This window comes from Francisella philomiragia (assembly GCF_018135955.1).
Lineage (GTDB): Bacteria > Pseudomonadota > Gammaproteobacteria > Francisellales > Francisellaceae > Francisella > Francisella philomiragia.
In genome coordinates this window covers 1,306,215-1,327,195 of sequence record NZ_CP063138.1, presented here as the reverse complement: position 1 = coordinate 1,327,195, position 20,981 = coordinate 1,306,215, and the positions used below count along the sequence as shown (strand labels likewise).

Below are 20,981 nucleotides of genomic sequence, written 5' to 3'. Positions count from 1 at the left end.
AAATTACTTATTCATTTGCCAGATTATTCTAAGTCCATGAAGTAATAAATCAGAGATAATTACATCAAAATATTGTTCTTTTTCAAATAAGTGAGAATAACCTCCAGTTGCGATTAACACGGGAGGTTTATCTGAGAAACTTTCTTGAGAGATTCTACTAACTATCTCTTTTATAGCTCCTAATTGACCATATATAAGACCAGATTGAATTTGAGATATAGTTGTCTTACCAAGAGCAGAGCTAGGTTTTACTATAGCCACATTTGATAGTTTTGCAGTTTTTTGCGATAGGCTATCCATTGATAGATTGATTCCTGGTAGAATTGCACCGCCTATATAAGATTTATTTTGCTTGATAGCACATATAGTTGTTGCAGTACCAAAATCAACAATGATAATGTTCTTAGATGGAAAGTTAGAGATAGCTGCAACTGAGTTTGCAACTCGATCTGCACCTAAATCTAGAGGATTTTTGATATCAAGTTTTAATCCTGTTTTTATTCCAGGTTTTAACTCAAGAGGTGTTATCCCTAAGTATTTTTTACAAGCAGAATTGACAGAATACTCTAAATGAGGAACAACAGATGAAAGTACAACTGCTTCAATATCTTCAATATCAAGCTTTTTCCTCTCAAAGAATGATAACAGAAATATGCCTAGCGTATCGGAGGTACACGGAGTAGTAGAAGGGTAGCGAAAGTTATGCTTAATTTGATCTCCTACAAATACTCCACCAAAAATATGTGAGTTACCAATATCTATGCATACTATCATTTATTATTCTCCAGTTTTTAGGTCAACAAGCTTAGGTTTTATATTTTCTCTAGTAGGATCAATTTGCGCATAACTAATTATAAACAGCTGATCACCTATTTCACATCTTCTAGCAGCAGGGCCGTTTAGTGCGATAGTTTTACTATTTGGCTCGCCCTTGATTACATAAGTTTCAAGACGCTCACCGTTGTTTAAGTTTACTACTTGTACTTTCTCATTTTCAATAATATTTGCCTGTTTCATTATCTCACTATCGATAGTGATACTACCCACATAAAATAAATCTTTGCCAGTTACAGTAGCGTATGAGATTTTTGATTTTAAAACTGAAATTAACATGATGGTCCTGTCTCCTTTAGGAAGTTGTCAATTAAACGTACTTTACCAATGTAAAGTGCCAAAAATATTCTGTTATTAAGTTTTTGAATGTATTCTGTTCTTGCACCAGTAGAATTAATTTTATTCGTTAGTTCTTCTAAGTCTGAGAAATTATCTTGTCTAAGTATTTCGTATACCTTATTAGCAATCTCTAAGTCATTAGATGTTAGATTTTTATTTCTAGAGCTAAGAGGAAGCCCTGTTGCTTCTCTTTGTGTTGAGCAAACTATAACCTTTGTTTTGATAAAAAAATCTTTAACAAGTTGTTTGATTAGCATAACTTGTTGGTAGTCTTTTTCGCCTAAATAGAGATTATCAGGCTTAGTAATTTGTAGTAGCTTTAGTACTACAGTTAGCATACCACTGAAATGTCCAGGTCTAGCTTTACCTTCTAGGATATTCGCAATTTCAAGCTCAGGTTGTATTCTCAATAGGTTACCATCGGGATAGATATCTTTTTCACTAGGGTTAAATAATATATCGACATCAAGAGATTCTAATATTTGTATATCTTGCTGTAGTTGGTTTGGGTATGTTTGATAATCATTTGGATTATTAAATTGAGTTGGATTTACAAATATACTTACAATAGTCACATCATTTTCTGACTTAGCTTTTTTGATTAGGCTTATATGACCACTATGTAACGCACCCATTGTTGGGACAAAGCCTATTTTTCGATCTTTAGTGAAACTTTCTCTTAGCAAATTAAATTGCTCAATATTTTTAGCAATAATCATAGCTATACTCCTTAGTTGGAAAAATATTAGCTTTCGTCTCTTTTACATATGTATTTATAGCTTCAGAAAATATCTCAGAAGCACTTATATATTTCTTGACAAATTTTGGTTGAAAGTCAGTATTCATACCTAGCATATCTTGGAGAACCAAAATCTGACCATCAGTATTACTACCAGCTCCAATACCTATTGTTGGGATATCTAAAATTTGTGTAATATTTTTAGCAATATTTGTCGGTATACATTCTAGAACTATCCCAAAACATCCTGCTTGCTCAAGAAGCTTAGCTTCTTCAAGTAAATGCTTAGCAGCTTCTTCAGTTTTACCCTGAACTTTAAAACCACCAAAACTATTTATAAATTGAGGAGTCATACCAATATGACCCATAACTGGAACACCAGAATCTACGATATGTTTGATAATATCTAAATTTCCTGAACTACCTTCAAGCTTAACCGCATGAGCTCCTGACTGTATCAAGGTTGTTACAGCCTGCATTGTTGTTTCTAATGATTGGCGATAACTCATAAATGGCAAATCAGCGATGATGAATTTATCTGTAGCACCATTAGCTACCGCTTGAGTCATGAACTGTATATCAGCTAGAGTTGTATAGGTAGTATTTTTTTTACCAAGTAATACCATACCTCCACTATCTCCAACGAGTATACAATCTATATCCGTTGAGTTTATGATTTTAGCTAAAGTATAGTCATAGCAAGTTACCATCGAGATTTTTTCTCGATTCGCTTTAGCTTTTTTGAAGCCTAAAACTGATTTCATTTCATCTTTTCTCCTCGTTTGAAAATTGATTAACAATGGCTCTAAAAACATCATAGAAATCATCATCAATTAAAGCATCGAGATCTTTTTGTAGTGTAAGGCTATCCCCTCTAGCTATCGGGCCTGATAGGGCATGATGATTGTGTTTGATATTTTTAAAAGTGGTTTCTAAAAATGGTGTCAGATACTCTTGATTTATAGCAAAGCGATTCTGCATTTCTGTATAGAATTTCTGCCAGATTAATGTGCTTACATTATTAGCTAAAACACACATTGCGTGATAGTACGCTTTTTGACTTTTATTGATACAAAAATTAGCGTTAGGTAGCTTAGGTAAAAGCTCACTAAATGCAATATCTCTATCACAAGTTACAAATGCAATCGATTTGTACTCATCTAAAGAGTATAAGTTCTTATCGGGGAAGCTTTGTAAAGGATGTGCTGAATAAGCATTTTCGATATCCAAAAGACCAGAGAAGTGAATCACTATTAGCCTTTTTGATTTATTTGTGAGATATTTATCTACAAAACTTTGTATCTCAGAGTCTTTGATTAAGACTAAAACATGAGTTGCATTAGCTAATAATTTATCAAGCTGATCTAACGATTCATTTCGAGACCATTGTCTGAAATCTAGTTTTAAGCATTCAAAATAATAGCACATATGTGCCGCTACATTGCCGTTGCCGACAATGACATATCTAGGTACCTGTTGCATAAATCAAGTCCATTTTTTAATTAAACTAAAACTGTGATTATTGCCTTTTTAAAAAGGTCAATATTGTTTACAAATCATAAGTACCGTTACAAAATTGTATACAGTCTTATTTTTGTAATGCAGATTTATAACATATTGCAAAAAATCATACAATCTTTTAATAGCATTATTATTATATTTACCTAAGTTAAATAAATAAGAAAGCTCACAAATCTATAGCTCTTTCTCTTATGCAAAAGCTACTAAATTAGTATAAAATAATCACTATAAAAAATTATGATAAACTTTTCTTGTAATGACTCCGAGTGATTTTATCTCTATAGACTATAAAACTTTAACTAAAGCACAATTAAAATCATATATTGATGATCTTGCAGAGTATCTAGGCGAACAAAGCTATTTGTATCATACTATAGATAAGCCAGTTATTACTGACTCAGACTATGATAAGTTATTCCGATTATTACAAGATTTAGTTGATGATAATCCGGAGCTTAAGCCATCAAACTCAGTATTAGATCGCGTTGGTGGAGAAATTTTAGCAGGATTTGAGACTATCAAGCATAAGAAGAAAATGACATCTCTGGCAAATGTTTTTAGTCTAGAGGAATTGCGTGATTTTTATGACAAGATAGAGTATGACATTGAGCTTGAATGTGAACCTAAAATGGATGGCTTGGCTATTAGTATCTTTTATAAAAATGGTAAGTTTGATTATGCTGTTACGCGTGGTGATGGTATTCAGGGTGAAAAAGTCTCTGAAAATGTCAAAACCATCCGCAATGTTCCACTTAAACTAAATACTTTAAATCCTCCAGAAGAACTAGAAGTTCGTGGTGAGATTATCTTAGATAAGCAAAGTTTTCTATCTCTTAATGAGTATATGCAAACTCATGAGAATAAAACTTTTGCAAATCCGCGTAATGCAGCAGCTGGAAGTATTCGTATGCTTGACTCAAAAGTTGTAGCGAAGCGACCACTTAAGCTTTATAGCTATGGTATTGGCTACTTTTCTAAAGACTTTGTACATCCTGAAACTCAATTTGAGCTTATGAACCTATTACAAAGCTTTGGCTTTACTATCAGTGATAATATGTTTTTGGCAAAAAACTTCTCAGAAGTTGAAGTGTATCACCATAAGATGAGTCATCAGCGTGCAGATTTAGCTTATGATATTGATGGTTTAGTTTTTAAGGTTAATAACATTAAATTACAGGATACTATTGGCTACACTGCTAGAGGACCTAAGTGGGCTATAGCATATAAGTTTCCAGCTGAAGAGGTTGAGTCAGAAGTGCTAAATGTAGAATTCCAAGTTGGCAGAACAGGAGCAATTACCCCAGTTGCAAGACTTAAGCCAGTTGCAGTTGGTGGTGTAATAGTTTCAAATGCAACTTTGCATAATATCAATGAAATTAAACGCAAAGATATCCGAGTCGGTGATAGAGTTATCGTACGTAGAGCAGGGGATGTAATTCCAGAAGTGGTCAAAAGCTTACCACAATACCGTAAGCTTGATGCACAGATGGTTGAGATGCCAACAAATTGTCCAGTTTGTGATTCAGCAATTGAGAATATCAACGATCAGGCTATATATCGTTGTACGGGAGGATGGCATTGTCAGGCTCAAACTACTGAGCGCTTGAAGCACTTCGTCTCTCGTAAAGCAATGGATATTGATAAGCTTGGAGCTAAACTAATTGAGCAACTTGTTGCTGCAGATTTGATCAAGTATCCAGCTGATATTTACAAACTCAATTTTGAGCAATTGACAGGCTTAGAAAGAATGGGTGCTAAATCATCGCAAAATGTTTTAGATTCTATCACAAAAAGTAAAGAGCCAAGTTTAGCAAGATTTATTTTTGCAATAGGGATTAAAGATGTTGGTGAGGTGTCATCAGAAGCTTTAGCCAATCATTTTGGTAGTTTAGAAAGTTTCCGTGAAGCTAAATTTGAGCAATTAATAGAGATTAATGATATTGGTGAAATTATTGCTAAAAATATTGTTTCATTTTGGCAAGATTCCCTAAATGTACAAATTGTTGATGAACTATTAGGCAATTCTATTAACATCCAAAATCCAGAAAAAATTGAGCAAGCGCATAATGAGAGTTTTACAAATAAAACAATTGTTATTACAGGAACTTTTGAAAACTATAACCGTACAGAATTGACACAACTTCTTAAATCAATGGGTGCAAAGGTTACCTCAAGTGTCTCTAAAAAAACTGATATGGTTATTTGTGGTGATAATGCTGGTAGCAAACTTACAAAAGCTCAAGATTTAGGTGTTGAGGTTATTTTTGAAGAAGATTTGCAAAATTTGTTATGAAGATTAATAACTTAAAAATGGGTGATGTAGTTTTCATAGTAGATGACGCTGAGAAAAATATTTCTAGTTTATCTACAGGATTTGGTGGTTATAGTTACTATCATTGTGCCTTATATATAGGCAATGGAAATATTATAGAAGCTATTCCTGTTGCAGGAGTTATACAAGCTAAATTATCTAAATATTCAAATAAGAAAACTCTAGTGACTCGTGTACCAGAGAGTAAGGAGTTTTTACAAGAATTAGTTAATAATGCTAGTGAATTTATAGGTTTTGCTTATAATGATTTGTTTTTACCGAATATAAAAGGCAAACTCTATTGTTCAGAATTAATTCATGTAGCTTTTAACAGTGTGTGTGAGGATCAATATTTTGCTCAGCATAGCCTTAACTATATTGCAACTAATGATATTGAAGTATCGAAGTACTGGATAGATTTCTATGGTGAGTATGGTCTAAAAGTTCCTCAAGGTGAGTCTGGCTCACACCCTAATAATTTGTCATTAGATAAAAAGTTTACTCATAGAGCTTTTTTAGGTAGTATTTAATAACAGTTTACAACTTCTGTGCTTTATCATAGAATTAAATTGTGGATACTTTTTATTAAATCACTTACAAAATTATTAAAGGGTTACTATGAAAATAAGAAAAGCAACATCTAAAGATTTCAAAGATATGCTAAATATATGGAAAGAGTGTATATCTACAACCTGTGAATTTTTAACAACGAGTGAGATAAATAAAGAAGTTGAAATTCTAGAACAAAAATATTTCGATACGACAGAAACTAAGTGTTTTGTCCAAGTTGTGGATGATAAAAATGTAGGCTTTGCATGCATTAGAGATAAGGAACTATTGTTTTCCCCTGTATTACCAAGCTTTTTTGGTAAAGGTCTTGGTGAAGCAATGGTTAAGTATTTATTTGAAAATCATGATATAGATACTGCTTATGTCTATTGTTCTGATATGCACTCTCTAGCGTTTTATACAGCATTAGGATTTATTATTGATGATAGAATAGATGATATTTTCTTTGATAATAGATATAAATTAAACAGATTAAAATTGTCCATATCTCCAAAGGAAGCAGCTGAGAGAATTGCAGCTAAGAAGAAATCTTCTTAATCAAGCAGTAATAAAATCCATCACCTTTTTCTTCTGTAGGTAATATCTGATAACCATAATCAGTTTTATAATTTTCTAGAATTTTAATTTCTACAATCTCAGCATCTTGATGTTTTGATAGGAAATTCTTAATTTGTAATTGATTTTCTTGTTGTAATATTGAGCATGTAATATATAGCAGATAGCCATCAGTCAGCAGATTATTACACCATAGATTATCAAGTATTTGAGCTTGGAGTGTTTGTATAGATTTTATATCTTGGGGCTTTCTTAATACTTTGATATCAGGATTTCTCTTAAGTGTGCCAAGAGCAGAACATGGGGCATCTAGGATGATTTTGTTATACTGTCCGGCTAGAGGTTGTGTCAGATCATGCTTTATTACATTTACATGATTGTTTTTGACTATTCTTGTTATATTTTCTTTAAGTAATTTTAGGCGTTTATCAATAATATCTATAGCTGTAATTTTAGCTTGTGGAGCTAATTCTAGGATATGAGTTGTTTTGCCACCAGGAGCAGCACAAGCATCTAAAATAATATCATTATTTTGGACATTAATAATATGTCCCATATACTGAGCGGATATATCTTGAACACTAAAATAACCTTGTTGAAAAAGAGTATTATTTTTAACATCAATAGCTTTATCTAATTTGATGCAGCTCTTTAGTTCAGTTTTTGAATGGCTAATATTGTTTTTATCAAAATAATCAATAACATATTGAGGATCTTTTGCTTCGTTCAGGCGAATAAACATATCTGCTTTTGAGTTTACAGCTTTAGCTATTTTTTGAAAATCAACAGGGTATTGTTCTTTAAGCATATTACTAAGCCATGGTGCAAGATCATGGTTTTTATGCTCTGTATAATTAGGTCTAATATCTTCTAAATCACGAACTATTTGTCTTAGTACGCCATTAATAAGTTTCTTTGCCCATAGTATCTTTAGATTTTTACAAGCTGATACAGTTTCATTAATGCTAGCATAATGAGGTTGATTGATCTCAAAAATCTGTAGGATACCCAGCATTACTAATATTTTAGCTTTTAGCTTAGTTTTTTCAGCTAAATATAAACTAGCTACATTCTCTAAAGAATAATAATTTCTAAAGAATTCATAACATAATAGTTTTACGAACGATTTATCTTTATCTGATAAATTATGTTCAATAAGCTTGCGTTCTATAGTTAACAGGGAGTATCTGTTATCAATGATATCTAAAATTGACTTAGCTGCAACAGCACGGGTATTCATTATTTGATATGTTTTGCTAAAATTTTGATAAGTTTAGGTTGAACTTTTTTGTTGCCTGCTACGATTAGACCAGATTCAAGATTACTAGTACCATGGATATCAGTAACTATAGCCCCAGCTTCTTTCATGATTATATATCCAGCTGCTAAATCCCATATTTTGACACTACCACAAGCCCATAATCCATCGATATAACCAGCCGCTAAGTAAGCCATGTCCATAGCTATACTTCCAGAATATCTATAGCCAGAAATCACTTGTTGAAGTTTGATAAGTTCAGCAACATAAGTATCTTTGAATATTCTACGCGAGTATTTAAGAGACGCTGAAATTAAAGTCTTCTCTAAGTCTTGACTCTGAGCAACTCTAATTTTTTTGCCATTAAGTAGAGCGCCTTGTCCTTTATAGGCACAAAACATTAAATCTAAGAATGGATTATAAATAACACCTAAGACGATATCATTATCTTTTTTTGCTGCAATTGAAATACAGCAGTGTGGCAGGCCATGGACAAAGTTATTAGTACCGTCGATAGGGTCAATAATCCATGTAAAGCGACTATCTTTGTTACCAAATTCACCACTTTCTTCAGTTATGAAATAGTCATTGAATCCAGATTTTTTGATATTGTCGATGATGAAATTTTCTACTGCTACATCAACATTTGATACAGTTGTATTATCAGATTTTTGAGAAATTTGGATAGTACTAGGATCATTTTGAGCTTGTAGAATAATTTTACCTGCTTTTCTAGCAATAGTTGTTACAGCATTAAGAATAGGTTTCATTTGTTGTGAAAATTGTCAGATTATTATTTTTAGATATGATACATTATTTAGTTTCAAAATAGGATAGCTTTGGTCAAATAAGAGACTATATTATACTAGTAATACCATAAGTGATTGCTATACCACCGAAAAATAACCATGCGAATAATATTAACGCTAACACTAAAGGTTTTATTCCAGCTTGGATAAATTTAGATACATGAGTTTCAAGTCCTAAAGCAGTCATTGCCATAGCTAATAAAAATTGGTCAGCTATTCTTATGCTACTAACAGTTGTTACTGGTAGTAAATCTAAAGAGTTAAAGCCAGCAACTATTATAAAACCAATAGCAAACCATGGAATGATTTTTTTAATTGATCCTTTTTCAGGCTTTGATCCATTTACTCCACCTACAGTTGCTGCAGATTTAGCTATCCATATACCTATCACGATTAGCATTGGCGCTAACATCATCACACGTATCATTTTGACTGTCACAGCAACTTCTTCAGCATGAGCACTTACACCACTTCCAGCAGCTACAACTTGAGCAACTTCATGTATTGAACCACCTGCAAAAATACCATATTGAGCATCAGTCATATGACCTAAAAGCCCAGCTTTCATTAGAATAGGGTATAAGAACATTGCAGCGGTCCCGAATAATACAACCGTACCTACAGCCATAGCTGCTTTATACGGTTCTGATTTTAATGTGCCTTCGGTAGCTAATACAGCAGCAGCACCACATACAGCACTACCAGCAGCTACTAAAATAGAGCTATCTCTATCTAAGCCAAATACCTTAGTACCTAGCACAATACCTATTACTAGGGTAGAAACTAGCATAATTATTGATACTGAAAGCCCAGCTAAACCAACAGATGCTATCAATTGGAAAGTTAGGTTGAAGCCATAAAAGATTATTGCAAACCTAAGGATTTTCTTTGCACTAAATACAATACCTTCTTTCCATTTATGAATAATTTTACTTGCTGGTGTATGAGTTAATGCCATACCTAGCACAATCCCTATAATTAATGGGCTAATTCCAAGATCCTCAATTGCAGGGATCTTTGCTATAAAATAGGCTATGCCAGCAAGAATTGCTACTAACAGTACGCCTAGAATCATCGGTTGAGTGAAATGTTTTTTCATAATTTTCTATCGTTAGTTAAAATAAGTTTTGTATAAATATATACTATCAGTCTACTATTTTATAACTAAAAGTATTTATATCTATTATTAGAAAAATTTATATCTTGAGACTTATGCGTTTTTTTGTTCTTTTGAGAATATAACAGCTGATATTACAAGTATGAACGATATTATATAAAAAATAACTACAGAGTGCATTACGTTAGTAAGTCCGAAATATTTATTTATAAAAGCACCTGTTGTTGTAGATAGCGCTGTACCTGTTGTACCAAATAAAAGAATAGTCGTAATAAGAGTTGGAGGAGCATTCTCCATTTGGAAAGTTCCATAAGCTAGTAAACCTGCATATATATAGCAGTTAAATAAACCAAATATAATAGCTGATTTGATTACTGTACTCATATCAGGGATATATAATATGCCAGATAATGCGATTAATCCAACTAACATAAATGTAGGCAAAATATATCTTAATGGTACGAATCTTGTTATAAGTGGACTTATAAATAACCCTACACATTGGGCAGTCCAGAAATAAGAAAGTGGTTTGTTTGCATCAATCGTGCCCCAGCCTAATATTTCTTGGAAATATGATTGAGCATAACTAGTCATTATTAATTGAGCTAGTAGAAACAAAAATGCTGCAAAAGCAATACAATATAAGCTTAAATTCCAAGATGAAAAGCTTAGTTTTGTATTTACGTCATTTACTGTTTTATGTCTATTTAGTATAGAGAAATCAGAAAAAATAACTAAAACTAGAATAATAACAGCAGTTATTTGTAGGATTGAGTAAATAGTATACCATTGGAAGTTTTGGGTAATCAAATAAGCTGCAAATATTGGAATTAAAGCTCCACCAAAGCTAAAAAAGAAGTCTGTGAAAATTACATTCATAGCTCTAATTTTATGATCGTTATAAATATGTACAATCATATAGCTTGCTATTGCCATAAATAATCCGCCTGTTATACCCACGCAAGTTAGTAGTATTTTAAGTGTAAACATAGATGGTACAATAGCAGTTATAAGTGATGAAATAACACCAATAGCCACAGCTGCTACAAGTAGTAGTTTTATTGAAAATCTATTCATCAAAATACCAATAATTAAGATAGCAAACCACATTGCTACGTTAATAAATGTGAATGCAAAACCAATATTGCTGTTATTAAAATATTCAGATAGGGGTTTCATGACAGCCCCGGTAACTAATACTACATTAGCTGTATAAAAGTAACAAAGGTAACATATAAAAGTTATTAGCAGTTTATTTTTAAATGACGATGTGTTGTTTGTTCCACTTTCCATGTTGATTTTATATTGTGAGGATATAGAATGATTATTTTTGCATAAGTAGTTATTTTTAGCAAGATACTAATCTTGTTAATTATTCGGACAAATTTATTTAAATATAAGTGATATATGTATACAAAAATAATATGGCAAGATAATACTCCAAAGTCAGAATTGTTTGATGATTTTTATTTTTCTAGTATATCTGGGATTGATGAAAGCGCATATAATTATTTAGAGCATAACTTTCTACAACAGAGATTTAAGAAGCTAGCTGATTATCAGATCTTTAGAGTTTGTGAAACTGGTTTTGGTAGTGGATTAAATTTTGTTCTAACTATGAATCTCTGGGAAAACTTAGCTCCCAATAATGCTAAATTAGAATATATCTCATTTGAGAAATATCCTATTTCACCATGTGATTTAAAAGAGATATTTATAGCACTAAATGGTATAACAGGGCATGAAAAACTTTTGAGTGTTTATGATCCTAAACCTGGACTAAATATATACAAATTTAATAATGTAATTTTAAAATTAATTATTGATGATGCCAGATATATTAGCAATTATGATTTGGGTGAAGTAGATACATGGTTTCTTGATGGATTTTCACCAGCAAAAAATACTAGCATTTGGGATGAATCTTTTTTTGCAAATATGATGAAATTATCAAAAAATCAAAGTAGTTTTGCAACTTTTACATCAGCATCAAAAATTAGAAAATTATTGCAGAAATATGGTTTTAAAGTTAATAAAAACACAGGTTTTGGTAAGAAGAGAGAAATGATGTATGGTACTTTCATTAATTAGTTAATTCTTTTATATGCTTGACAGCATCAAAAGTATTAAAGCTGTACTGAGCTATATTGTTTGTATAGAAAGGATCATTTTCAATAAACTTTTTAATATCTTCTATATCTCCTTTAGCAAGGATGATTCCACCAGTTTTATCTGATTTAGGTCCTGAAGCTAGAAGGATACCTTTCTCATATCCTATATCCAGAAACTCTCTATGAAGAGGTCTTACAGCTGCGACCTTATCTTCATTGACTAAATATTTTAAATCTATAATGTGGATTTGCATGATCACCATTCCTTATATATAAAAAAAGCCACACTTGTGGCCATTTAATTAGTTTTAAATATTAGAGGTCTTTTGATTAAATCTTTTTGAAAATTACAGATCCATTAGTACCACCAAATCCAAAAGAGTTGTTAAGTACATAATCAATTTTCATTTTCTTAGCAGCATTAGCAGCATAATCTAAGTTACAACCATCATCTAAGTTATGTAGATTGATTGTTGGAGGAGCTATTTGATCTCTTATAGATAGTACACTGAATATAGATTCAATTGCACCAGCAGCACCCAATAAGTGTCCTGTCATTGACTTTGTAGAACTCATTACTAGATCTTTTCTATATTGACCAATTACTTTTTCTGCTACTTGAGATTCTTGTACATCACCTAGAGGAGTAGAAGTACCATGAGCATTTATATAGTCAATAGCATCAGGATCATTCTCAAGACCAGCATCAGCTAAAGCATTTTGTATACATCTTTCTTGACCTGGAGCATATGGCATTGTCATATGATAACCATCAGCTGACATACCAAAACCTACTACTTCAGCATATATCTTAGCACCACGCGCTTTAGCTTTTTCATATTCTTCAAGTACTACAACACCAGCACCATCACCAAGAACAAAACCATCTCTATCTCTATCCCAAGGACGAGAAGCGCCTTGAGGATCGTCATTACGAGTTGATAGTGCTCTAGCAGCAGCAAATCCACCCATACCAATAGCATTACTAGCTTTTTCTGAACCACCAGCAAGCATAGCATCAGCATCACCGCTAGCGATTAGCCTAGCAGCCATACCAATATTATGAGTACCAGTAGTACAAGCAGTAACTATAGGAACGTTAGGACCACGTAAACCATGATTTATTGAAATAATACCAGATAGCATATTAACAATAGATGATGGGATACAGAATGGAGATATCTTAGAAGGTCCTTTAGTATCTATTACAGATTTAGTAGTTTCTAGTGTTTCGATACCACCGATACCAGAGCTAACACAAACACCAAACTTATATGAATCTTCTTCAGATACTTTATCAATGCCAGCATCCTTTAGAGCTTCGTTAGCAGCAGCGATACCGTAGTAGCAGAAAGGGTCTACTCTTTTAGCATCTTTTTTGCCTACAAGTGTATTTACATCAAAGTTCTTAATCCTTGCTGCAAATCTAACTTTAAACTCGCTAATATCTGGAGCAGGCGTATCGAATCCTGTTAACGTCTCTACACCACTTTTACCAGCTAAGATATTAGCCCAAGTTGTAGGGACATCATTTCCTAAAGGTGTTACCATACCAAGGCCAGTAACAACTACTCTACGATTAGATTTCATAATTTAAATTAACCTGTTTATATTCATTTAGAAAAAAAGTACGAACACAAATCGTACTGACTTTAGAGATTAATTTTGATTAGTTTACTTTAGAATCGATATAATCGTAAACATCTTTAACAGTTCTGATTTTCTCAGCATCTTCGTCTGGGATTTCAGTATCAAATTCTTCTTCAAGAGCCATTACAAGTTCAACTGTATCTAAAGAGTCAGCACCTAGGTCATCGATGAAAGAAGCTTCTGGTTTAAGATCTTCTTCTTTAACACCTAATTGCTCAACGATTATAGAGTTAACTTTAGCATATACTTCATTTGCGCTCATGTTTTTTTCCTTCTTATTTTTGTTTTGAAAAAATTAAAATTACTATTCACATCCAATAATATTATTTTTTAATCACTTTTGCAATAACTTTGCAAAATTTAAGCCATATACATTCCACCATTTACATGGATAGTTTGTCCTGTTATGTATTTTGCATCTTCAGAAGCTAAGAAAGCAACTGCAGCTGCAATATCTTTAGGTTCACCCATTTGACCAGATGGTATCTTAGTAGCTATGAATGATTTTTGTTCATCTGTAAGTTTGTTTGTCATGTCTGTAGCTATAAAGCCTGGTGCAACAACGTTTACTGTAATATTGCGAGTTGCAACTTCATAGGCTAATGACTTTGAAAAGCCAATAACCCCAGCTTTAGCAGCACAATAGTTTGTTTGTCCTGGGTTGCCAGCAGAGCCTACCACAGAGCCGATAGAGATTATTCTGCCCCATCTTTTTTTCATCATGCCTCTTACACATTCTTTTGACATGCGGAAAATAGAGCTTAAATTAGTATTTATAACTGATTGCCATTCATCTTCTGACATTCGCATCATTAGATTATCACGAGTTATTCCAGCATTGTTAACTAGAATATCTATAGCTAGGTTCTCAGCTTTTAATTGAGCAAAGAAATTTTGAATACTTTCAATGTCAGAGATATTTAAAACTAGACCTTTTGCCTTGAATCCTTTGTTTTTCATTTCATTTTCAAATTTTTCTGCAGAACCTTCGCTAGTAGCTGTACCTATTACCATAGCTCCTTTGCTTGCTATTGCTTGAGCAACTTCAAAACCAATTCCTCTGCTAGCTCCTGTAACTAGAGCAATCTTATCATTTAAAGACATATATTATCTCCTCTTAAATATTTTCTAGACTATCAACACTATTAGTGTCTTTGATAGTTAGTGATTTATCAATTCTTTTTACTAATCCCGATAAGACTTTATTAGGTCCACATTCAATAACTTCGGTAACTCCAAGCTTAACTAGCTCTTCTATTGATTGAGTCCAAAGCACAGGTTTATAAAGCTGTTTAATAACCGCTGATTTTATTTCTGTTGGTGTCTCATGTGACATCGCATCGAAGTTTTGTACTATTGCAGTCGTAGGTTTTTTAAACTCGACATTGTTAAGTGCTACTTCAAATTTATCAGCTGCGGCTTTCATAAGTGAGCAGTGCGAGGGTACACTTACAGCTAGAATTTGAGCTCTTTTAGCTCCTTTTGTTTTTGCTATTTCGTTAGCTTTTTCAACAGCAGCTTTTTCACCTGATATTACTACTTGGCCAGTTGAATTAAAGTTTGCTGCTTCAACAATCCCTGCATCAGATGCTTCTTGACAGCTACTTATAACATCTTCATTTGACAGTCCTAAGATTGCGCTCATAGCACACTCCTTGTCAGTGACAGCACTTTGCATTAATTTTCCGCGAGTTGATACTAATTGTAGAGCATCTTTATATGAGATACACTCGGCTGCTAGTAGAGCAGTATATTCTCCTAGGCTATGCCCAGCGAAGTACTCTATTTTTAGCTCTGGCTTCTGTTCTTTTAAAACTTTATATATAGCATAGCTTGTAGCAAGCAGTGCTGGCTGAGTGAACTCTGTTTTATTTAAGGTTGACTCATCATTTTGTATAATATCCCATAAATCGTAGCCTAGGTGTGTCTTTGCTTCGTCTAGGATATTTCTAAAAGTCTCAAAATTTTCATAATAATCTTGAAGCATTCCTAGCTTTTGTGATCCTTGACCTGGGAAAACTACAGCAATTTTTGACATAATAAATCTCCTCTATGATATTGAAATAACTTTTAAAAAAAATGACTAAATTTTTGCAATAAATCCGCCCCATACGAATCCTGCGCCAAATGCTTCTGAGATTATGGTGTCTCCTGATTTGATTTGGTTTGTTTTGATTGCATGATCTAGGGCTAAAGGTATTGAAGCTGCTGATGTATTACCATGATCTTGAAGTGTTGTAACTACTTTTGACATAGGCATATCTATTTTCTTAGCAGTTGAATTTAATATTCTATAGTTTGCTTGATGTGGAACTAGCCAGTCTATTTGATTAGCATGTATTCCTGCTTCTTTGATTAGATCATCTGCAAGAGATGAAAGCCTTGATACAGCAAATTTGAAAACTTTGTTTCCTTCCATAATTAGATAAGGGTCTATGTTTATAGCTTCTCCTCTTGATGTAGGGAGATTGTTAGGTACATTAAGCATATCTAAACATGAACCATCTGTATAAAGTAAAGATGATAAGATCTTTTTCTCGTCACTTGTAGAAATAACTACAGCTCCGGCACCATCACCGAAAAGTACACATGTTGAACGATCACTCCAGTCAAGAACTCGAGTCATTTTTTCAGCACCAATTACTAATATATTTTTTGATATGCCTGTTTCAATGTATTGTTTTGCAATATCAAGAGCATACACAAAACCACTGCAGGCTGCTGATATGTCAAAACACCTAACATTAAAATGATCAATTTGTAAATTTTGATGTACCATGGATGCTGTTGATGGCATTATAAAATCTGGAGTGCTTGTAGCAACTATTATCATGTCAATGTCGTTAGCATTAATTTTGGCAGAATCTAGCGCTTTTTTTGCTGCTTCAGTGGCCATAAAGCTCGTGGTTTCTGTTTCATTCGCGCAATGGCGTCTTTCTATACCAACTCTTTGCTTGATCCATTCATCTGAAGTATCAACAAATTTACTTATATCTTCATTGGTTAAGATTTTTTCAGGTAAGTAACTTCCTGTACCAAGTATTTGTGCAAACATTATATAGTTATACCTATTTAGTTAGATTAGTAACAAAAGTTATTATAAATAAGCAGTCATAAGAAAGCCTATTGTCTAAAAACATTGTATCATGATTGGTAAAGATTAAAGAACTTTTTCTAATGATTCTTGAATAGTTTTAGGAATGTTGTGTTTGATTTCTTTTACAGCTTCATAGATCGCAGTTTCAAATGCATTCGCACTTGCACTACCATGGCTTTTAACAACTATGCCTGTTAAACCTAGTAATGATGCACCATTGAAGCTATCTAGGTTCATTCCTTTTTTCATTTTTTTAAATAGTGGTAGAGACATAATTACGGGTATCTTCATTAATAACGATGTTTCTGTAATCGATTTTTTAATCAATGATTCTATAAGTCTTAGACTACCTTCCATTGTTTTTAAAGAAACGTTGCCGACAAAACCATCGCATACAATTACATCTGTTGTATCATCAAAAATGTGTTTTCCCTCAATATATCCTTGATAGTTAATGAAATCACAGCCTTGTAATAACTTTGAAGCATTCTTAATATTATCTAGCCCTTTCATCTCTTCTTCACCAATGTTTAGTAAAGAGACTCTTGGCTCAGCTAAGCCTTTTGAGCTAGCTGCGAGTATCGATCCCATAATAGCAAATTGGAAAAGCTGTTCAGAAGAACAAACAACGTTAGCACCAAGATCAAGCATGTATGTTTTGCTAAGTTGCTTTGTATCTCTATTAAATGCAGGCAATGCATATACTATAGCAGGGCGATCAACCCCGTTTACGGTTTTGAGTACAAACTTTGAAGTTGCCATTAATGCGCCTGTATTACCAGCACTCACGCAAGCATCTACAGTCCCATCTTTAACAAGGTTTATAGCTACACGCATCGATGAGTCTTTCTTTTTTCTTACTGCTATTGAAGGAGATTCATCCATACCGACTGTTTCACTTGCATGATGAATAGCTATTCTCTGTAAAACGGGCAGTTTTATTTTTTTGACTTTTGAATATCTGTCTAAGGCTCTTTTTACTTTGTGGTGATCTCCAACTAATACTATTTGTAAGTTAGAGTCTTTTTTAACCGCTTCAAGAGCTGCAGGAATAGTGGTGTTTAAACCATTATCTCCACCCATTGCATCTATAGATATTTTGTAACCCATAATTAATAAAACTTCCTATGTCGCTAATTGATATATTTGTAAATACTCACCAACCAAGGCATAAATATAGTGTGAGATGATTTTAAAAGATGACTGGAATAAATATTAGTCTTCAGATTTTGTATCTACTACTTTCTTGCCTTTGTAGAATCCGTTAGGTGAGACATGATGTCTTAAATGTAACTCACCTGTAGATTTGTCAGTAGATAATGTTGGACCTGTTAAAGAATCGTGAGATCTTCTCATGTCTCTTTTTGATCTGCTTTTTTTAACTTGTTGTACAGCCATTTTAGATAACCTCTTTTATGTATTTTTAAATTCTAAATATGTCGTTACTTAAGTTTTTTGAGAATCTCGAAAGGATTCGGTTTTTCTTCAGTAACAGTTTCTTGCTCGCTATAGTATGAATGTTTTTTTGTCTTTTTACAAGAGCTAGCATCTTTTTTTGGTGCTAATGGTAGTTCTAGAAGTATTTCTTCTTTGATAATATCTTTTAAATCTATCAATGCGCTCTCGCAGATAAAAGGCTCGTGTAAGCTATCTTGAACTAGTCTATCATCCTCAGTGATTATTATGCTATTTGTAATTGTAATAGGGTAGTCAAATGGCTCAAGAGAGTCTTGGCATATTAGTTTGATTACGCCATTAACATTATATCTAATGCATGCGTGATTTTTCTCTTCAAAAAAAGAAAAAGAGCAGTTAAATGTGTATGGCGTGTCAACTATGAGTTTAGAGATATGGTTTAAGTTTTCTATAGTTATTTGTATGTTTTCTAACTCTCTTTTTTGTTTTGCGTATATGCTATAGTTTATTTGGCTGTGTTTGCCTTTCATATATGTATTTTTCATATTTCATTGTGATACTATTCTATATACATTTCTTGTTTTATGAAAGTCTGTACTGTATCATCTTACTAGTTATATTTTTTTAAAATTGATAACACAGTAAAAGGATCAAGTAATAATGTCTTTATCTATCCCTAGAGAATTTTCAAATGCTATAAGATTTTTATCTATCGATGCAACACTTAAGGCAAAATCAGGACATCCAGGTATGCCTATGGGTATGGCCGATATCGCTACGGTTTTGTGGACCAAGTTTCTTAAACATAATCCTCAAAATCCAAACTGGATAAATCGTGATAGATTTATACTTTCAAATGGTCATGGTTCTATGCTTTTATATTCTTTACTGCATCTTAGTGGTTATGATTTAAGTATTGATGATATTAAAAATTTTAGGCAACTTCATTCTAAAACTCCAGGTCATCCTGAGTATGGTTATGCCCCAGGTGTAGAGACTACAACTGGACCATTAGGTCAAGGTGTGGCTAATGCTGTTGGTATGGCACTAGGTGAAAAGCTATTGTCAGATAGATACAATACATCTGACTTGAAAGTAATAGACCATCACACCTATGTATTTTTAGGCGATGGGTGTCTAATGGAAGGTGTATCTCATGAAGCGTGTTCGTTAGCTGGTACCTTAGGTGTAAATAAACTAATAGCATTTTGGGATGATAATAGTATTTCTATAGATGGGGATACAAAAGGTTGGTTTACTGATAATACAGTTGAGAGATTCAAAGCCTACGGCTGGAATGTGATTGAGGATGTAGATGGTCATAATTTTGAGGCTATTGAAAAAGCTATAGCTAAAGCACAATCTGAACAAAGTAAGCCAACTTTGATTTGTTGTAAAACGATTATTGGGTTTGGCTCTCCAGAAAAGGCTGGTACTGCATCTGTACATGGCTCGCCTTTGAGTGAACAAGAAAGAGCTTCAGCCGCAAAAGAGCTTGATTGGAATTATGCTCCTTTTGAAATTCCTAATGATGTATATAAATACTGGGATGCTAAAGAAAAAGGACAAGCTTTAGAAGCAAATTGGCAGAAACAATTGGATTTATATAAGAGTAATCCTAAGTTTGAAGAATTTGATAGAGTGTTGAAAAAACAGTTGCCTGCAAATCTTGAGCAGGAAGTTGAGCAATATATTGCTTCACAGCTAGCGAATCCTGTAAAAGTGGCTACGCGTAAAGCATCTCAGATGGCTTTAGAAGTGTTGTGCAAGAATATGCCAGAAATGTTTGGTGGTTCAGCAGATTTAACAGGATCAAACAATACAAATTGGAGTGGATCAATTTGGTTGAACAATACTGATAAAGGAGCTAACTATCTTTCTTATGGGGTGAGAGAGTTTGGTATGGCTGCTATCATGAATGGCTTAAGTTTATATGGTGGTTTAAAGCCATACGGAGGAACATTCTTGGTGTTCAGTGATTACTCTAGAAATGCTATTAGAATGTCTGCTCTTATGAAACAACCCGTGGTTCATGTAATGTCTCATGATTCTATCGGTTTGGGAGAAGATGGACCAACTCATCAACCTATAGAACATATACCTAGTTTAAGATTGATACCAAATTTAAATGTTTGGAGACCAGCAGATACTATAGAAACAATGGTTGCTTGGAATGAAGCGGTTAAGTCTAATGAGACTCCAAGTGTTATGGTACTAACGCGTCAAGGTTTAGAGCCTGTGGTTCAGACTAAAGAACAAGTTTCTGATATTGTGAAAGGTGGGTATTTAGTCAGAAATAATAAAGATGCTAGATTAACTATTGTAGCTACAGGCTCAGAAGTCGAGCTAGCAATTAAAGTAGCAAAAGAATATGAAGACAAAGGAATAAAAGTTAATGTTGCTTCTATTCCATGTGTCGACGTTTTCGATACTCAAACTCATGAGTATAAAAAATCAGTAATAAGAGATGATATCCCAGCAATTTTTGTGGAGATGGCTCAGCCTGATGGGTGGTATAAGTATATGCCTAAAGCTGGTGGTGAAGTGAAAGGGATTTATAGTTTCGGTGAGTCCGCGCCAGCTGAGGATTTATTTAAGCATTTTGGTTTTACTGTAGAAAATATCAGCAACATAGTTGCTAAATATGTGTAATA

At 33.3% G+C, this 20,981-nt stretch carries 23 protein-coding genes; 5 read left to right on the top strand and 18 right to left on the bottom strand.

Annotated elements, in window-relative coordinates:
• Positions 1-3: 3 nt before the first annotated feature.
• The 5 genes from IMS64_RS06525 to panG are packed head-to-tail and all read right to left on the bottom strand — an operon-like array spanning position 4 to position 3,394.
• Positions 4-774, bottom strand: a complete 771-nt coding sequence (locus IMS64_RS06525; protein ID WP_088821475.1) for a type III pantothenate kinase — start codon at positions 772-774, stop codon at positions 4-6.
• A gap of 3 nt (positions 775-777) precedes the next feature.
• The gene (panD, locus tag IMS64_RS06520; protein WP_012280696.1) at positions 778-1,113 is read right to left on the bottom strand and encodes an aspartate 1-decarboxylase; all 336 of its coding nucleotides are present in this window, start codon (positions 1,111-1,113) and stop codon (positions 778-780) included.
• Positions 1,107-1,892, bottom strand: a complete 786-nt coding sequence (gene panC / locus IMS64_RS06515) for a pantoate--beta-alanine ligase (RefSeq protein ID WP_211490199.1) — start codon at positions 1,890-1,892, stop codon at positions 1,107-1,109. The genes panD and panC overlap by 7 nt, the downstream gene beginning before the upstream one ends.
• On the bottom strand, positions 1,879-2,676 hold the full coding sequence (gene panB, locus IMS64_RS06510) for a 3-methyl-2-oxobutanoate hydroxymethyltransferase (RefSeq protein WP_088821473.1): 798 nt from the start codon (positions 2,674-2,676) through the stop codon (positions 1,879-1,881). The genes panC and panB overlap by 14 nt, the downstream gene beginning before the upstream one ends.
• A gap of 1 nt (position 2,677) precedes the next feature.
• Positions 2,678-3,394 carry a 2-dehydropantoate 2-reductase PanG gene (gene panG, locus IMS64_RS06505; protein ID WP_088821472.1) on the bottom strand — a complete coding sequence of 239 codons (717 nt, stop codon included), beginning with the start codon at positions 3,392-3,394 and terminating at the stop codon, positions 2,678-2,680.
• Positions 3,395-3,689: 295 nt separating this feature from the next.
• Here panG and ligA point away from each other — a divergent pair, with 295 nt between their 5' ends.
• The 3 genes from ligA (at position 3,690) to IMS64_RS06490 (ending at position 6,851) form a co-directional block, all read left to right on the top strand.
• Complete coding sequence (gene ligA, locus IMS64_RS06500) at positions 3,690-5,726, top strand: NAD-dependent DNA ligase LigA (protein WP_200160042.1); 2,037 nt, start codon at positions 3,690-3,692, stop codon at positions 5,724-5,726.
• Positions 5,723-6,274, top strand: coding sequence for a YiiX/YebB-like N1pC/P60 family cysteine hydrolase (locus IMS64_RS06495; protein WP_211490198.1), 552 nt, complete (start codon positions 5,723-5,725; stop codon positions 6,272-6,274). Before ligA ends, IMS64_RS06495 begins: the two co-directional genes overlap by 4 nt.
• An 88-nt stretch (positions 6,275-6,362) precedes the next feature.
• A complete protein-coding gene (locus IMS64_RS06490) occupies positions 6,363-6,851 on the top strand; it encodes a GNAT family N-acetyltransferase (RefSeq protein WP_088821470.1) in 489 nt (162 codons plus the stop codon).
• Here IMS64_RS06490 and rsmB read toward each other — a convergent pair.
• The 4 genes from rsmB to tsgA all read right to left on the bottom strand — a co-directional run bounded on the left by rsmB (position 6,832) and on the right by tsgA (position 11,346).
• The gene (gene rsmB / locus IMS64_RS06485; protein WP_211490197.1) at positions 6,832-8,109 is read right to left on the bottom strand and encodes a 16S rRNA (cytosine(967)-C(5))-methyltransferase RsmB; all 1,278 of its coding nucleotides are present in this window, start codon (positions 8,107-8,109) and stop codon (positions 6,832-6,834) included. The two genes, IMS64_RS06490 and rsmB, sit on opposite strands and share 20 nt — an antisense overlap.
• On the bottom strand, positions 8,109-8,897 hold the full coding sequence (locus IMS64_RS06480; RefSeq protein WP_042523686.1) for an inositol monophosphatase family protein: 789 nt from the start codon (positions 8,895-8,897) through the stop codon (positions 8,109-8,111). The genes rsmB and IMS64_RS06480 overlap by 1 nt, the downstream gene beginning before the upstream one ends.
• Before the next feature lie 85 nt (positions 8,898-8,982).
• On the bottom strand, positions 8,983-10,035 hold the full coding sequence (locus IMS64_RS06475; protein ID WP_004287365.1) for a YeiH family protein: 1,053 nt from the start codon (positions 10,033-10,035) through the stop codon (positions 8,983-8,985).
• 111 nt (positions 10,036-10,146) lie between these two features.
• Positions 10,147-11,346, bottom strand: coding sequence for an MFS transporter TsgA (tsgA, locus tag IMS64_RS06470; RefSeq protein WP_004287366.1), 1,200 nt, complete (start codon positions 11,344-11,346; stop codon positions 10,147-10,149).
• 114 nt (positions 11,347-11,460) lie between these two features.
• Between tsgA and mnmC2 the strand changes: the two genes are divergently transcribed.
• Positions 11,461-12,144: a tRNA (5-methylaminomethyl-2-thiouridine)(34)-methyltransferase MnmC2 gene (gene mnmC2, locus IMS64_RS06465; RefSeq protein ID WP_211490196.1), complete on the top strand. Its 684-nt coding sequence runs from the start codon at positions 11,461-11,463 to the stop codon at positions 12,142-12,144.
• Here the strand turns inward: mnmC2 and IMS64_RS06460 are convergent.
• The 9 genes from IMS64_RS06460 to IMS64_RS06420 all read right to left on the bottom strand — a co-directional run bounded on the left by IMS64_RS06460 (position 12,137) and on the right by IMS64_RS06420 (position 18,857).
• Complete coding sequence (locus IMS64_RS06460) at positions 12,137-12,418, bottom strand: YciI family protein (protein WP_211490195.1); 282 nt, start codon at positions 12,416-12,418, stop codon at positions 12,137-12,139. The two genes, mnmC2 and IMS64_RS06460, sit on opposite strands and share 8 nt — an antisense overlap.
• Before the next feature lie 76 nt (positions 12,419-12,494).
• Positions 12,495-13,754 (bottom strand): beta-ketoacyl-ACP synthase II, encoded by a 1,260-nt coding sequence (gene fabF / locus IMS64_RS06455; protein ID WP_012280707.1) that lies wholly within the window; start codon positions 13,752-13,754, stop codon positions 12,495-12,497.
• Positions 13,755-13,833: 79 nt separating this feature from the next.
• Complete coding sequence (gene acpP / locus IMS64_RS06450) at positions 13,834-14,076, bottom strand: acyl carrier protein (protein ID WP_004287370.1); 243 nt, start codon at positions 14,074-14,076, stop codon at positions 13,834-13,836.
• 98 nt (positions 14,077-14,174) lie between these two features.
• Entirely contained in the window at positions 14,175-14,918 is a 744-nt protein-coding gene (gene fabG, locus IMS64_RS06445; protein WP_088821466.1) for a 3-oxoacyl-ACP reductase FabG, read from the bottom strand.
• 13 nt (positions 14,919-14,931) lie between these two features.
• Positions 14,932-15,852 carry an ACP S-malonyltransferase gene (fabD, locus tag IMS64_RS06440; RefSeq protein WP_042517833.1) on the bottom strand — a complete coding sequence of 307 codons (921 nt, stop codon included), beginning with the start codon at positions 15,850-15,852 and terminating at the stop codon, positions 14,932-14,934.
• A 45-nt stretch (positions 15,853-15,897) separates the two neighbouring features.
• The gene (locus tag IMS64_RS06435) at positions 15,898-16,869 is read right to left on the bottom strand and encodes a beta-ketoacyl-ACP synthase III (RefSeq protein ID WP_211490194.1); all 972 of its coding nucleotides are present in this window, start codon (positions 16,867-16,869) and stop codon (positions 15,898-15,900) included.
• 105 nt (positions 16,870-16,974) lie between these two features.
• On the bottom strand, positions 16,975-18,021 hold the full coding sequence (plsX, locus tag IMS64_RS06430; protein ID WP_004287374.1) for a phosphate acyltransferase PlsX: 1,047 nt from the start codon (positions 18,019-18,021) through the stop codon (positions 16,975-16,977).
• Between the two features lie 105 nt (positions 18,022-18,126).
• Complete coding sequence (gene rpmF / locus IMS64_RS06425) at positions 18,127-18,309, bottom strand: 50S ribosomal protein L32 (RefSeq protein ID WP_004287375.1); 183 nt, start codon at positions 18,307-18,309, stop codon at positions 18,127-18,129.
• Positions 18,310-18,353: 44 nt separating this feature from the next.
• Positions 18,354-18,857 carry a YceD family protein gene (locus IMS64_RS06420; protein ID WP_211491100.1) on the bottom strand — a complete coding sequence of 168 codons (504 nt, stop codon included), beginning with the start codon at positions 18,855-18,857 and terminating at the stop codon, positions 18,354-18,356.
• A 130-nt stretch (positions 18,858-18,987) separates the two neighbouring features.
• Between IMS64_RS06420 and tkt the strand changes: the two genes are divergently transcribed.
• On the top strand, positions 18,988-20,979 hold the full coding sequence (gene tkt / locus IMS64_RS06415; RefSeq protein ID WP_211490193.1) for a transketolase: 1,992 nt from the start codon (positions 18,988-18,990) through the stop codon (positions 20,977-20,979).
• Positions 20,980-20,981: the final 2 nt, after the last annotated feature.

Bases quoted from the DNA above. Each gene is read 5' to 3' on its own strand.
- panD (WP_012280696.1), bottom strand. From the start codon at position 1,113: ATGTTAATTTCAGTTTTAAAATCAAAAATCTCATACGCTACTGTAACT.
- panG (WP_088821472.1), bottom strand. From the start codon at position 3,394: ATGCAACAGGTACCTAGATATGTCATTGTCGGCAACGGCAATGTAGCG.
- IMS64_RS06460 (WP_211490195.1), bottom strand. From the start codon at position 12,418: ATGCAAATCCACATTATAGATTTAAAATATTTAGTCAATGAAGATAAG.
- IMS64_RS06420 (WP_211491100.1), bottom strand. From the start codon at position 18,857: ATGAAAGGCAAACACAGCCAAATAAACTATAGCATATACGCAAAACAA.
- panB (WP_088821473.1), bottom strand. From the start codon at position 2,676: ATGAAATCAGTTTTAGGCTTCAAAAAAGCTAAAGCGAATCGAGAAAAA.
- acpP (WP_004287370.1), bottom strand. From the start codon at position 14,076: ATGAGCGCAAATGAAGTATATGCTAAAGTTAACTCTATAATCGTTGAG.
- fabG (WP_088821466.1), bottom strand. From the start codon at position 14,918: ATGTCTTTAAATGATAAGATTGCTCTAGTTACAGGAGCTAGCAGAGGA.
- panC (WP_211490199.1), bottom strand. From the start codon at position 1,892: ATGATTATTGCTAAAAATATTGAGCAATTTAATTTGCTAAGAGAAAGT.
- tkt (WP_211490193.1), top strand. From the start codon at position 18,988: ATGTCTTTATCTATCCCTAGAGAATTTTCAAATGCTATAAGATTTTTA.
- rpmF (WP_004287375.1), bottom strand. From the start codon at position 18,309: ATGGCTGTACAACAAGTTAAAAAAAGCAGATCAAAAAGAGACATGAGA.
- IMS64_RS06525 (WP_088821475.1), bottom strand. From the start codon at position 774: ATGATAGTATGCATAGATATTGGTAACTCACATATTTTTGGTGGAGTA.
- ligA (WP_200160042.1), top strand. From the start codon at position 3,690: ATGACTCCGAGTGATTTTATCTCTATAGACTATAAAACTTTAACTAAA.
- IMS64_RS06490 (WP_088821470.1), top strand. From the start codon at position 6,363: ATGAAAATAAGAAAAGCAACATCTAAAGATTTCAAAGATATGCTAAAT.
- rsmB (WP_211490197.1), bottom strand. From the start codon at position 8,109: ATGAATACCCGTGCTGTTGCAGCTAAGTCAATTTTAGATATCATTGAT.
- mnmC2 (WP_211490196.1), top strand. From the start codon at position 11,461: ATGTATACAAAAATAATATGGCAAGATAATACTCCAAAGTCAGAATTG.
- fabF (WP_012280707.1), bottom strand. From the start codon at position 13,754: ATGAAATCTAATCGTAGAGTAGTTGTTACTGGCCTTGGTATGGTAACA.
- IMS64_RS06480 (WP_042523686.1), bottom strand. From the start codon at position 8,897: ATGAAACCTATTCTTAATGCTGTAACAACTATTGCTAGAAAAGCAGGT.
- IMS64_RS06475 (WP_004287365.1), bottom strand. From the start codon at position 10,035: ATGAAAAAACATTTCACTCAACCGATGATTCTAGGCGTACTGTTAGTA.
- tsgA (WP_004287366.1), bottom strand. From the start codon at position 11,346: ATGGAAAGTGGAACAAACAACACATCGTCATTTAAAAATAAACTGCTA.
- fabD (WP_042517833.1), bottom strand. From the start codon at position 15,852: ATGTCAAAAATTGCTGTAGTTTTCCCAGGTCAAGGATCACAAAAGCTA.
- plsX (WP_004287374.1), bottom strand. From the start codon at position 18,021: ATGGGTTACAAAATATCTATAGATGCAATGGGTGGAGATAATGGTTTA.
- IMS64_RS06435 (WP_211490194.1), bottom strand. From the start codon at position 16,869: ATGTTTGCACAAATACTTGGTACAGGAAGTTACTTACCTGAAAAAATC.
- IMS64_RS06495 (WP_211490198.1), top strand. From the start codon at position 5,723: ATGAAGATTAATAACTTAAAAATGGGTGATGTAGTTTTCATAGTAGAT.